Origin of the sequence: Natrinema versiforme, from assembly GCF_005576615.1 — an archaeon.
GTDB lineage: Archaea > Halobacteriota > Halobacteria > Halobacteriales > Natrialbaceae > Natrinema > Natrinema versiforme_A.
Genome location: NZ_CP040330.1, coordinates 323,900 through 336,291 on the forward strand (window position 1 = coordinate 323,900; position 12,392 = coordinate 336,291).

The 12,392-nt window shown below is 65.7% G+C and carries 13 protein-coding genes; 4 read left to right on the plus strand and 9 right to left on the minus strand.

The window, feature by feature from the left end; all coding sequences use genetic code 11:
* Nucleotides 1-47: 47 nt before the first annotated feature.
* The 3 genes from FEJ81_RS01525 to pdxT form a co-directional block, all read right to left on the minus strand.
* Complete coding sequence (locus FEJ81_RS01525; RefSeq protein WP_138243606.1) at nt 48-1,196, minus strand: helix-turn-helix domain-containing protein; 1,149 nt, start codon at nt 1,194-1,196, stop codon at nt 48-50.
* Nucleotides 1,197-1,349: 153 nt separating this feature from the next.
* Complete coding sequence (locus FEJ81_RS01530; protein ID WP_138243607.1) at nt 1,350-2,327, minus strand: acetamidase/formamidase family protein; 978 nt, start codon at nt 2,325-2,327, stop codon at nt 1,350-1,352.
* Between the two features lie 91 nt (nt 2,328-2,418).
* Entirely contained in the window at nt 2,419-3,036 is a 618-nt protein-coding gene (gene pdxT, locus FEJ81_RS01535; protein WP_138243608.1) for a pyridoxal 5'-phosphate synthase glutaminase subunit PdxT, read from the minus strand.
* A gap of 150 nt (nt 3,037-3,186) precedes the next feature.
* On the opposite strand from pdxT, the gene FEJ81_RS01540 reads away from it, so the two are divergent.
* Nucleotides 3,187-3,588, plus strand: a complete 402-nt coding sequence (locus FEJ81_RS01540) for a pyridoxamine 5'-phosphate oxidase family protein (RefSeq protein ID WP_138243609.1) — start codon at nt 3,187-3,189, stop codon at nt 3,586-3,588.
* 13 nt (nt 3,589-3,601) lie between these two features.
* Here the strand turns inward: FEJ81_RS01540 and FEJ81_RS01545 are convergent, their stop codons facing one another.
* Nucleotides 3,602-4,717: an NAD(P)/FAD-dependent oxidoreductase gene (locus FEJ81_RS01545; RefSeq protein ID WP_138243610.1), complete on the minus strand. Its 1,116-nt coding sequence runs from the start codon at nt 4,715-4,717 to the stop codon at nt 3,602-3,604.
* A 148-nt stretch (nt 4,718-4,865) separates the two neighbouring features.
* Between FEJ81_RS01545 and FEJ81_RS01550 the strand changes: the two genes are divergently transcribed.
* Nucleotides 4,866-5,750, plus strand: coding sequence for an MBL fold metallo-hydrolase (locus tag FEJ81_RS01550; protein ID WP_138243611.1), 885 nt, complete (start codon nt 4,866-4,868; stop codon nt 5,748-5,750).
* 56 nt (nt 5,751-5,806) lie between these two features.
* Here FEJ81_RS01550 and FEJ81_RS01555 read toward each other — a convergent pair whose 3' ends face one another.
* A complete protein-coding gene (locus FEJ81_RS01555; protein ID WP_138243612.1) occupies nt 5,807-6,085 on the minus strand; it encodes a hypothetical protein in 279 nt (92 codons plus the stop codon).
* A gap of 121 nt (nt 6,086-6,206) precedes the next feature.
* Here FEJ81_RS01555 and FEJ81_RS24105 point away from each other — a divergent pair, with 121 nt between their 5' ends.
* Entirely contained in the window at nt 6,207-6,329 is a 123-nt protein-coding gene (locus FEJ81_RS24105) for a hypothetical protein (RefSeq protein ID WP_267877919.1), read from the plus strand.
* Between the two features lie 79 nt (nt 6,330-6,408).
* On the opposite strand, the gene FEJ81_RS01560 is transcribed toward FEJ81_RS24105, so the two are convergent.
* Entirely contained in the window at nt 6,409-6,840 is a 432-nt protein-coding gene (locus FEJ81_RS01560; RefSeq protein WP_138243613.1) for a DUF6069 family protein, read from the minus strand.
* Nucleotides 6,841-6,951: 111 nt separating this feature from the next.
* Nucleotides 6,952-8,010 carry a deoxyhypusine synthase gene (locus tag FEJ81_RS01565; protein WP_138243614.1) on the minus strand — a complete coding sequence of 353 codons (1,059 nt, stop codon included), beginning with the start codon at nt 8,008-8,010 and terminating at the stop codon, nt 6,952-6,954.
* Nucleotides 8,011-8,261: 251 nt separating this feature from the next.
* Between FEJ81_RS01565 and FEJ81_RS01570 the strand changes: the two genes are divergently transcribed.
* Nucleotides 8,262-8,645, plus strand: coding sequence for an ACT domain-containing protein (locus tag FEJ81_RS01570; RefSeq protein ID WP_138243615.1), 384 nt, complete (start codon nt 8,262-8,264; stop codon nt 8,643-8,645).
* Between the two features lie 135 nt (nt 8,646-8,780).
* Here FEJ81_RS01570 and FEJ81_RS01575 read toward each other — a convergent pair whose 3' ends face one another.
* Together FEJ81_RS01575 and FEJ81_RS01580 are read right to left on the minus strand one after the other, a co-directional pair.
* Nucleotides 8,781-9,548 (minus strand): Nif3-like dinuclear metal center hexameric protein, encoded by a 768-nt coding sequence (locus tag FEJ81_RS01575; RefSeq protein ID WP_138243616.1) that lies wholly within the window; start codon nt 9,546-9,548, stop codon nt 8,781-8,783.
* Between the two features lie 124 nt (nt 9,549-9,672).
* Nucleotides 9,673-12,135 carry a cbb3-type cytochrome c oxidase subunit I gene (locus FEJ81_RS01580; RefSeq protein WP_138243617.1) on the minus strand — a complete coding sequence of 821 codons (2,463 nt, stop codon included), beginning with the start codon at nt 12,133-12,135 and terminating at the stop codon, nt 9,673-9,675.
* Nucleotides 12,136-12,392: the final 257 nt, after the last annotated feature.

The window sequence follows — 12,392 nt, forward strand, 5'->3', positions numbered from 1 at the left end:
TGCGTTCCAGTATCGCAGATATCGTTCTAAGGGGTGACGCTGACTAGTCAGTCCCCCGGCGCCCCGGACTTCTCGAAGAGGTGCCGGAAGACGGTTCGTTCCGCCTTGCGGAGGTGTTGATTGAAGGTCTGGCGGGTGACGCCGAACCGGGCCGCCAACTCGTCGCCGGTGCTGGTCCGCGGCGTGTCGAAGTAGCCGCTGAAGTAGGCGGCGTCGAGCGCGGCCAGCTGTCGGTCGGTGAGCGCGTCCGCGACGACGTCGTACAGCAGTTGAGGTGAGTAGACCAGTTCCTCGGCGACCAGTTCGGCCTCGGGGTGGAACCGCCGGATCTCGTCGCCGGCCTGCCGGTGATCCACGTCGCCGGGGAGTTCGCCGCGGAACCTGACCGCGTCGGACGCGATGATGATCTCGCGGGGACGGCCGCCGAGCGCGGAGAACACGTGGGCGACCGTCTCCGATTCCGAGTGGGCCTCGATCCGATTGTAGCCGTCGACCGAACTGAGCAGTCGGGCGTCGAGGTAGTGGGGGACCTCTTCGACGGCGGTGACGAACTCGCTCGCGGTGAGATCCCTCGTCCCCATGTACTGGACGGTGGTCCCGTCCGGCAGCGAGACGACGGAATCGATGTCGATCCACGTCGGTTCGTCCTCGACCTGCAGCGAGGGCGGGACCGCGGATTCGTCCGCGCGGAACCCGAGGAATCTGACGTGGTCGCTGGTCAGGCGCTTCTCGCGTCGCTTCAGCGCGCTCACGTCCTCGAACGCGAGGGCGACGTACTCGACGGTACCGTCCGAATCGAATAGGGGCGCGGCGTTGCTCGAGAACCACCGCCGGCTGCCGTCCGGGAGTTCGATCCAGTGTTCGAACCTGAACACGGGGTCGCCCGACTCGAAGACGCGCGTGACTGGATGCTCGTCGACGGGGACGGGCGTTCCGTCGTCGTAGGTGAGGCCCCACTCGGACGGGTCGTAGGGTCGGCCGACGAGTTCCTCGCGCGGGAGGTCGAGCGTCGCCACGGCGCGGTCGGTCGCGTGGGCGATCTCGCCCGTCGCATCGATCACGATGGCGCTGACCGGACACGCGTCGAAGAACCGTCGCGCGAGGTCCGCCGGAAGCGATGCCTCCGACTCGCTCTCGTCCGAGTTCCGTTCGACCGGATCGCCGGCGCGAAACCCGCCCGCCGACGAGTCCGTCATCGCGCTCTCGCTCGCTCGAGGCACGGGGGATCGGCCTCGAGGCGCTCGCTTTGCGTCTCGGTACGCCGGTCGGTCGCACTTCCGGGGTGTCGATATCGGCTCCGGCTCATACCGTCAGTACGGCGTCGACGGATAAATGCGTACCACCGGTCGTCACGCCGACCGGCGCTGCTCGGCGGGGAAGATCCCCTCCGGAAGGTACGCGGAGACGACCCAGTTCGGCGCGTTGACCACCTCGTTGATCTTCAGGTCGACGGCCACCGAACACAGCATGTACGCCTCGTGTCGCTCGAGGCCGCGTTCGGTCTCGAGGTGGTCGATCAGTTGCCGGACGGCGGCGCTGGCGGCCTCCTGCAGGTCGTCCGCGATCCCTGTCGTCCCGTACATCGGCTCGTCCCGGCCGCTCGGGGTGAACGGCCCCGTGGTCTCGAACTGGGGTTGGTCGATCGACAGGTCCGACCGGAGGTCGAACCGACAGGTGACGGTCATCGGTGCCTCGATCCCGGACCCGCAGACCTCGCCGTCTCCCTGTGCGGCGTGGCCGTCGCCGACGCTGAACAGGGCTCCGTCGACCGCGACGGGGAGATACAGCGTCGAGCCCGCCGTGAGCTGTTTGATGTCCATGTTCCCGCCGACCGATCGCGGCGGGAACGTCGTGTGAGTGCCGTCCTCGGCGGGTGCGACGCCGATCACGCCGGGGAACGGATCGAGCGGCACCTCGATGCCGTTTCCGAAGCGACCGACGCCGTCCTCGAGGTCCCAGACGTGTAGCGCCGGTTCGGGGAATTCGTCGGCCAAGAGCCCGAGTTCCGCCTCGCTCGGGAGGACCAACGTGACCCCCCAGCCCCGGTGGTCGATCTCGAGCAGTTCGACCTCGAGGACGTCGCCCGGCCGAGCCCCCTCGATCGCGACGGGGCCGGTCAGGGTGTGAACTCGGTCGATATCGAGGTCGGCGATGTCGGCGACCGTCGAGTCCGGGCCGAGTTGTCCGCCGGTCGAGTCCCGGCACGTAAACCGGACGACCTCGCCGGGTTCGACCGTCTGTACCGGCTCGAGGCTGTTGTCCCACGCGCTGTGAATCGTCTCGTCGCTGGCATCGATCTCGTACGCCGCCTCGTATTCGTCTGACATATACCGTCAGTACATGCTGCGCGACGGGATAAAATAGCCGCTCGCTACAACCGCATCCTGCTGTGTTCGCCCCGCTGTGTACGCCGCGTGCCTACTTCGCTTCCTCGAGCGACGGCACCGACGCGGCCTCGTTCTCGAAGAAGGCCAGCCCGTGAATCCGGCTGTCGGCGGTCAGTTCGGGGTGAAACGAGGTGCCGACGACGGGGCCGTCCCGGACCGCGACCGGCCGGTCGTCCCACGTCGCGAGCACCTCGGCGTCGCCGACCGAATCGATGGCCGGCGCGCGGATGAACACCGCCGGATACGGCTCGTCGAGGCCCGCGACCTCGAGGGGCGCTTCGAAGCTGTCCTTCTGCCGGCCGAACGCGTTGCGCTCGACGCCGACGTCGATCACCTCGAGTTCCTCGACCCGGTCGTCGCCGGCGTCGCTCGCGGCGACGATCAGGCCGGCACAGGTCGCGAGCAGCGGCTTGCTGTCGGCGACGTGAGCCCGGATTTCGGGGGCGATGCCCTCGCTGTGGAGCAGTCGAGAGATGGTCGTCGATTCGCCGCCGGGCATCGCGAGCAGGTCGCAGTCGGGGACGATCCCCGAGTCGCGAATCTCGCGGACCGCGACCTCGCGGCCGCGGGCCGCCGCGGCGCGTTCGATGGCGGCCGCGTGTTCCTCGACGTCGCCTTGGACCGCGACGACGCCCGCAGTCAGTGACATGGCCGCGGATACGGACGGTGCCGTCAAAAAGTCCGCGCCACGAGACGGGCGAGCGGAGGTCGGCAGACGCCGCGGGTTGCAGTAGCCCCGCTCCCCGCGCCGGCACCGCCATGGCGGCCGCTTTTGTCGCTACCCGTCGGCGAGACGACCGTGTCGACCGTTCCAGCGGAGGCTGAACGCCTGCTCGAGAGCGAGCCCGTGATGGCCCATCTGGGGACCTGTACCGAGGGACGGCCCCACGTCGCGCCGGTCTGGTACCGGTACGCTGACGGGGTCGTCGAGATCGTCACGACCGGTCGGAAACTGGCCAATATCGGGCGGAATCCGCGGGTCGCCCTCTCGATACAGAACGACGATGCCGGACAGACGCGATGGATGGTGTCGCTGCTCGGAACGGCGACGATCGTCGAGGACGAGGCGGAGACGGCCGCGGCTCGTCGCCGGATCAACGAGAAGTACGACGCGGAGCCGGACGCCTACGCCGACAACACGCTCGTTCGGATCGATGTCGGCTCGGCGACCTACCGAACCTACGGCGACGTGCTCGAGTGATCGACGACAGTCCTCATTCGCGACCCCTGCCCGGTGACGGCCCGCGCAGCCCCGGATGGGTCCCCAGTTCGCGAACGCGGCGCATCCGGGCGCGGAGATCCGAGGGTGCCCCCGGTGTGGACTGCTCGACCGCGGTCTCGTCGCCGCTGTCCTCGAGTTCGGCGGCCGGTTTCGGGAACGTCCGGAGGTCCTTGTGGATCGCGAGGCCGGCGTAGGCACCGTCACCGATGGCGATCGTCGTCTGGTTCTGGCCGTGGGTCACGTCGCCGACGGCGTAGACGCCCGCGACGCTGGTCTCCCGATTTTCGTCGACGTCGATCGCGCCGTCGTCCCCGAGTTCGCAGCCGAGGTCGGCGGCGAGATCGGCGTTGTACGCGGAGCCGTACATCGCGAAGCCGCCGAGGTAGTCCCGTTCGGTCCCGTCGGCCAGGGCGAGGCCGCCGAGCCACGGCGGCTCGTCCGCGTCGATGCTCTCGTCGTCGTACGCCGAGACGACGGCCGTGTCGATCCGATCGACCGGGTGGGCCTCGAGTTGCGCGTCCGTCTCGTCGTCCCACTCCGGTTCGCGGTCGTTCAACAGGAGGTCGACGTCGGCCGTGAAGTTGCACATCGCCATCGCCACGTGGGCCGCGCTCTCGGTGTGGCCGAGCACGAAAACCGGGCCGTCGCCCAGCGTGTACGCGTCGCAGTGCAGACAGTAGTGCAGCCCGCGACCGGTAAAGCGCTCGAGTTCCGGCACCTCGGGACTGCGGTCGCGGAAGCCGGTCGCGAAGACGACCCTGTCGGCGTCGACCGTCGCGTGGGTCGCCTTGAGGCGAAATTGCGGGTCGCCGTCCGCGGTGTCACCGGCCTCGTCGCCGCCCAGTTCCGTCACGGACTCGACGGCGTCGGGGTAGAAGTCACCGCCGTAGTGCTCGAGTTGTTCGACGGCGTGGGCCGCCAGTTCCCGCCCGGAGACGTTTTCCGAGACGCCCAGCATGTTGTGGACGTGGCTAACCGCCGCGTGACGGCCGCCCTCCTTCTCGAAGACGGCCGTGCGGTGACCGAGCCGAGTCGTGTACAGCGCGGTCGTCAGGCCGGCGGGGCCGCCGCCGATGACGACGACCTCGTACTCGAGGGAATCGCTCATGACAGCCCACTCGAACGCCCAGCGGGTTGAGGCTGGGCCGTGAATATGCGGCCACAGCGGGCCACAGCCCCGTCGCTCGTATCAGGCGGACTGGTAGTCTCGCCAGTTCCGAAAGGGGTTGAAACGGGCCCGCGGTGGCGGTGGTACTATGAGCCAGTTCCGCGATATCGACCTCGCGCTCCCCGCGACGGAATCGGACGATGCCGACCTCGAGCACGGCTCGATCTTCTTCGTCGGCACCGCCACGGTGATCCTCGAGTACGCCGGCTTCACGATCCTCACCGATCCCAATTTCCTCCACAGCGGCGATCACGTCCACCTCGGCTACGGCATCACGTCCCGGCGGCGGACCGACCCGGCGATGGCGATCGAAGACCTACCGCCGATCGACTTCGTCTTGCTCTCACACTACCACGGCGACCACTTCGACCGCGTCGCCGAGGCGAAACTCGATACCGACCTGCCGATCGTCACGACCCGCCACGCCGCCGCGGAACTCGCCGAGAAGGGGTTCAATGAGACCCATCCGCTCGAGACGTGGGAGGAGTTTCGGATCCGCAAGGGCGAGGCCGAACTGACGATCACGGCGATGCCCGGCCGTCACGGCCCGCCCGTCGTCTCGAAGGGGCTGCCGCCGGTGATGGGGAGCATGCTCGAGTTCCGGCCGGCCGACGCCGGCCCCGCGGAGCCGCCGCTCATGCGGCTCTACGTCTCCGGCGACACGGTCGTCTACGACGCCCTCGAGGAGATCCCGGAGCGCTATCCCGAGATCGATCTCGCACTGCTGCATCTGGGCGGAACGCGGATTCTCGGCGTGCTCCTGACGATGGACGCCGAACAGGGGGCCGAGGCCGTCGACCTCATCGACGCCGACACGTCGATTCCGATCCACTACAACGACTACGAGGTGTTCCGCTCGCCGCTCTCGAATTTCAAGGCGGCGGTCGAAAAGGCGGGCCTCGAGGACCGGGTCGACTACCTCGAGCACGGCGAGAGCTACGAGTTTGAACCGCCGTCGGATCGCCGCAGCTAACGATCGAGGTTCGTTCCGCGAGCGGATCGGTCGCGTTCGCAGCGTCCCGACCGCCCTCACTCGGTGTCGTCCGAATCGAGACTGCCGTCACGCCGGTCGGTAGCCATCGAACCGGGCAGCGAAAAGGGATCCGCCTCTCCGTCGACTCGAGTCTCGTCGTCGCTGTCGACTATGTAGAGGAGGAATCCCGTCCCGCCCGAGAAAAACACGAATCCCGCCCATTTGGCGGGGGACTCGAGTCTGCACCGGTTCGCGTCCCAGTAGACCAGCGCCGAAAGTGAACCGAAAATCGCGGTATAAACGAGTCCGGTCAGCAGTAGCGGTCGCCAGAGCATGGTCTTTCATCAGTTCTGTAAATATAAATATATACTCCCGAGTGTGAATCGAACTTGGGGCCAGTCGCCCAGTAAGAGGCGAGGAATCAACGTTCAGGACGCCGGTCTCCGAGTATCGGCCGTGACGCGAGAATGCGACACGCTCGAGGAACGCCGGGCGGAGAAGGCCGACGAACGCGGCGGCGTTACCGATCGGATCGTTCTCGAGCGGGTCAGGTCGGGCAACGAGGACGACCGCCGCTGACGGCGGACGGATAGCGACCGTCTCAAATCAGTACGTCGCCATCGAATCGGCCGCGAACGATGCACCGAACGGGGATCGATTATCGGAGTCGGGTGTTGAACCGGGTGAGAACGCCGACGCAGATGATCGCCGTCGTCACGTGCATCGCGCCGAGGATCGCGCCGGCGACGAGGCTTCCGCCGGGTTCCACGGGAATCACCGTGAAATCCGGAACTAACGAGACGAGGAGGACGACCGCCGCCACGAGCACGAACGTTCGGTTCGGGTTGGAGACGGTTCGCGTGAGGATGCCGTACGTGACGGTCGCACCGACGACGCCGAGCGCCGTAAAGAGCGTTACCGGCCCGTAATTTAACGCCTCCAGTTCCGGAGCGATACCGCCGGTATTCGTCCCGAACACGAGCAAACAGTTGACGAGCACCGACGAGATGAGCGCTGCCGCCCCCGATAGCGTGAGATCCCTGAGAGAGGCCGTGCGGACCGCCGACGAATCCTCCGTTTCCGAAGCCATGATTGTATCCACCATTCGGTCGTCAAAAGTGTTATCGGAGGATCACGTATCCGATACGCTCTCGCGACTCTCTCACCCAGGGAAAAGGGGCGACGCCACTCAGACCCGCCGTTACTCGTCCTCGAGTCGTTCCCGAGCCGCGGCGACCACGAGCGGGAGCGTGATCGTCGCGTCGGCGTAGACCGAGACGTTGTCGGCGTCCTTCTCGAGTTTGCCCCACGAGCGCGCCTCGTCCAAGGTCGCGCCGGAGAGGCCGCCGGTCTGTTTGGGGTCCATGGTCAGTTGGACGGCGTAGTCGTAGGCGTCGGGCGCGACGAGCATCGTCTGCAGCGTGAAGTTCTTCGGGACGCCGCCGCCGACGACGAACGCGCCGGCCTCGTCCGCGTGGTAGGCGATGTCCGTAAGCGGCGTCATGTCCGCCAGCGCGTCCAGCGAGAAGTCGGAGGTCTGGGAGTACATCCACGCCTGCAGGCCGAGCACGGAGTCCTGGATCGCGGGGCAGTAGATCGGCACGTCGTTTTCGTAGGCCGCGGCGGCAATGCCGGCGTCCTCGTCGATGTCGTCGCGTTCGTTCACCTCGGCGTTGGCCCGCCCGAGTTCCTCGGTGAGTCGCTGGATCGGGACGACGCCGTCCTCCTCGAGGACCGGGAAGACCTCGTCGCGCAGGTGGGACTCGAACGTCGCGAAGAACTCCTGTGGGAGGTAGACGTTGTAGATGCGGTCGACGCCCTCGTCGCGAAGGGTTTCGTCGTGTTCGCGCTCGGTCTTGCCCTCCTCGTGGACCGCGCCGTGGTGGTGCTTGCCGCCGATGGCCTCGATGGAATCGTGGGTGAGGTTCGCCCCTGTCGTGACGAGCACGTCGATGTGGCCGTCCCGGATCAGGTCGGCGACGATGGCTCGCATGCCCGTCGGGACCATCGCGCCCGCCAGCCCGAAGAAGACGGTCACGTCGTCGTCGAACATCGACTCGGTCACGTCGACGGCCTCGTGGAGGTCCGCCGCGCCGACGCCGGCGTTGCCGTACTCGTCCGCGAGTTCGCCGACCGTCATGCCCGCGCGGACCTCGGCGTGGCCGACCGGATCGTGCGAGAAGGTCTCCCGCTCGGGCTCGTGGTGGCCGTCCGCCTCGCTGTCGCCGTCGCCGCTCCCGTGCTCGTGGTCGTCGCTCATATCCTCGCATCCGCGAGCCAGCGGTTTGAACGCCGCGGTTCGGTTCGATCCGTCGTCTCGAGCGGGACATAGAATCGCTCACTCGAAATGCGGATGCAGCACTCGGCCACCATCGATATCACGCTTTCATTCGTGGACCGACTGCTCAGTTAGGATGTGAACTAGGGTGCCAAGAAAGATGCCCAAGTACCGCCGAAAGGTTGTGTTGCTCATGACACACTTTTTTACGCCGTTGTAGAGTCATCGTCCGTATGGATCCAACGGATTTTCTCCAGAACGGGACAGTCAGCGTATCGGACGACACATATGCAGTCTGCCGGACCGATCACAATCATCCCGGTGCATTTGCGACCATCCAAGACGAGACGGAGACCACGGTGGTCGTTGAGCAGGACGATATCGATACGGTCGATGCCAGTGAGATTGAGTCCGGGTGGAAGCGACTGACGTTCGAGATGGACCTCCCGTTTGAACTCGTTGGTTTTCTGGCGGCGGTTGCGTCAGCCCTCGCCGAAGTAGATGTTTCGGTGTTCGTCATTTCTACGTACTCAACCGATCACGTGTTTGTCAAGGAAGACGAGCTTGATGCTGCTGTCCTGCGACTCGAAGATTTGGGATGTAACGTCACCGACTGATGGCGATCGACAGTGAGATCCGCGATACCTGTAGATCGAACTCGTTCTCCGTCTCGTACGTCGATTGTAGCAATGTTCAGAAATACGGGTAGCAGCTCCGGTCAGTGCTTTCCCTGTACTTACCGCTAGAGGTGACTACAGTCCCGTCGGCACCTCGAGATACGTCGTCTCGAGTCCCCACTCCTCGACCAGATCTTGCACCGATTGCACGCCGAAGGTCTCCGTCGCGTAATGGCCCGCGAGGAAGACGTGGATGCCGGCCTCCTGTGCCTCGTGGTAGGCTTTGCCTTTCCCCTCGCCGGTCACCAGCGCGTCCGCGTCGGCCGCGGCGGCCTCGTCCAGCCAGTCGACCCCGCTGCCGGTGACGACCGCCACGTCCTCGATCTCGTCGGGGCCGAAGTCGAGGTGCTGGACGGGTTCCCCGTCGGTCTCGAGTGTGTCCTCGAGCCGCTCGCGCAGTTCGTCGGGGGCGTAGGCGTCGGCCGCCGTCCCGCGCTGGCCGATGTACTCGGGGCCGAGTTCACCGAACGGGGTGCGGTCCTCGAGGCCGAGCACGTCGGCGACGCCGGCGGCGTTGCCCAGTTCCTGCTGGCCGTCCAGCGGGAGGTGGGAGACGTAGAGCGCGAGGTCGTTCTCGATCAGGGGCGCGATCCGGTCGTAGGTCCGCCCGGTCACGCGGTCGAAGCCGCCCCACGAGAGCCCGTGGTGGACGACCAGTAGGTCCGCGTCGGCCTCGATCGCGCGGTCGAACGTCTCGCGGACGCCGTCGACGGCGAACGCGACGCGCTCGATCTCGGCCTCGTCCGGGCCGACCTGCAGGCCGTTCGCGCTGGCGTCGAGGTCGGCGTAGTCGGCGGTTCCAAGTTCTTCGTCGAGTCGATCGACGACGTTCGAGAGTTCCATAGCAGCCCGTTCGGCAGTGAGCGTCTTGTATCCGGTTGATCCCGACCGGTCCCGTGGCGGCTTCCCTCTCGAGTCGGGCGTGCGAAACGCGGACGACTGCACCGAAAACCGTGAGCCGGGCCCGCTACATCAGGTAGAACAGCGGGAACAGGATCACCCAGACGATGTCGACGAAGTGCCAGTAGAGCCCGAAGTACTCGACCGGCCGGTGATCCCGGAGGTAGGCGTCGACGGTCACGACGCGGTATATCATGAACAGGGCGATGAGCAGGCCGAGGATGACGTGGAACGCGTGAAGCCCGGTCGTCACGAAGTACAGCGAGTACTCGAGTTCGGTGAACCAGTAGATGCCGTGGGCGAACTCCTGGCTCCACTCGTAGCCCTTGATCGTGAGGAACGTGAGCCCGAGCGCGAGCGTGACGCCGAGCGACGCCAGCAGGCCGCGTTTGTTCTCGCGTTCGGCCATGACGAGCGCGATGATGACCGTGAAACTCGAGGTCAACAGGACGTAGGTGTTGACGAGGCCGATGATCTCCGACGGGGGCACGGTCTCGAACGAACCCCAGCCGGCGTGGAGGCGCATGAAGACGTACGCCCCGATGGCGGCGCCGAAGACGATCACGTCCGAGGCGAGGAAGAACCAGACGCCGAGTTTCGTGCCGCCGACGTTCTCGAACGGCCAGCGCTCGGCGATCGGCTGATCGGGCGCGTGGAACCGTTCCCGGCCGTACTCGAACAGCGTGTAGCCCAGGATGGCGATCCCGCCGACGAAAAGCACCGGGTGTACGAGGTCGGTCGAACCGGTCTCCTGTATCTCGGCTCCGCGTTCGGTGGCGAAGTTCGCGACCCACGGCGTCAGTCCCGACAGTCCGAGGAACATGACGAACATGCCGATCCCGACTCCGAACGGCCAGATGCTCGCGTGGTCTTCGTGCTCCGCCTCGAGCGACTCGGTCTGGCCGGCTCGCTCGTGTGCGGCCGCCCCGCCGTCGGCCGCCGTCGCATCGTCGACGAACTCGAGTTTGCCGCTGGCGTAGCTGGGCCGGTCCGGCCAGTTCTCGAGCGGCGGTGGCGACGTCGTCGCCCACTCGGCGGTCCGGGAGTACGCCCACGGGTTGTCGGGCGCGTCGGGGCCCGAGAGCAGGCTCTTGCCGAGCGCGTAGAACATGATGAGGTAGGACGCGGCGAGGACGAAGGCCCCGACCGTCGCCAGCCGGTGATAGATCGTCAGCTCCGAACTGAAGTTGAAGACGCGACGCGGCGTCTCCCACGCCATGAACATCGGGAAGTACAGCAGGTTGAACCCGATGAAGTACGTCGCGAAGTGGAGTTTGCCGAGCGTCTCGTCGTACATTTTCCCGGTGATCTTCGGCCACCAGTAGTAGACCGCGCCAACCAGCGCCGTCGAGCCGGCGACCATCACGTAGTGGAAGTGCGCGACGACCCAGTAGGTGCCCCGGAACTCGTAGTCCAGCACGACGGCCCCGAGGAAGACCCCCGTAATGCCGCCGATGATGAAGATCACCAGCGTCCCGAGACTCCACAGGAACGGCGTGGTAAAGCGGACCCGGCCCTTGACCATCGTGTAGATCAGCGAGAAGACCATCAGGTCGAAGGGCAGCGAAATCCCGATCGTCGTCGCCATGAAGAGCGTCTTGATCGGGAGGTTGATCGTCGTCAGGAACATGTGGTGGGCCCAGACGAGGAACGACTGAACGGCCACGAGGACCATCGCGATGATGACCCACTTGCGGCCGACCAGCCGCCGGCCACAGAAGGTCTGGAACGTCTCGAACAGCACCCCGAGCGCCGGGAAGAAGACGATGTACACCTCCGGGTGGCCGAAGAACCAGAAGATATGCGCCCACAAGAGGCTCGAGCCCTGATCGGTCGCGAAGTATTGGGTCAGTAAGATCCGGTCGCTGACCAGCAACAGCAGGGCGGCGAGCAAGGCGGCGAAGGCAAAGAGCATCATCCAGACGGTCAGCAGAATCGACCACGTGAACAGCGGCATGTTCCACAGTCCGAGCCCCTCCGCGCGCTCGTAGTGGATCGTCGTGAGGAAGTTGACCGTCGCGATCGTCGTCGACATGACGAACAGGACCAGCGCGAGGATCGTCAGCGTCCCGCCGGACGTCGCCGCCATCGCCGTGTTGTACATCGGCACGTTCAGCGGCGCGTACATGTACCAGCCGCCGGCGAAGGCCCTCCCCTGAAAGAACGCGAGGGCGATGAGGATTCCCGAAAACAGGTAAAACCAGTAACTCATGGCATTCAGCCGCGGGAACGAGAGGTCCTTCGCCCCGATCTGGAGCGGGACGAGGTAGTTCGCGAAGCCGAACGCGAACGGCGAGAGATACCAGAACACCATCAGGAGTCCGTGGTTCGTCACCGCCTGATTGAACTCCTGATTCTCGAGGAGGCCGATCCCGCCGGACTCCCACATATGTGTACGGAACAACAGCGCGAGGATCCCGGCGAACAGCAGAAAGAAGATCGCCGTCGCTAGATAGAGAATTCCGACATCCTTGTGGTTGGTTGTGACCAGCCACCGCTTGAGGGTGGTCCGCGGCGGGAGCTCACTCATTCGGTCTCACCTCCCAACTGGACACGCGCCTCGAGCCGGCAGCGCTTCGGGCCGGCATCCCCAGTCCCACGCACGAACCGACTGCCGAGACGGTTCCTCGAATAGACGACGGAAACCATACTCGACACACTCCGACGATTCTCCGCATCAAGATGTCCGGTGCGCTTGCAAGCGATACTTCCCTCACAGCCGACCGCGATGGCTCGGATAACCTCCTCTGACACGCTCTTGCCCCCTATACCGCCTTTTCGGAAGCT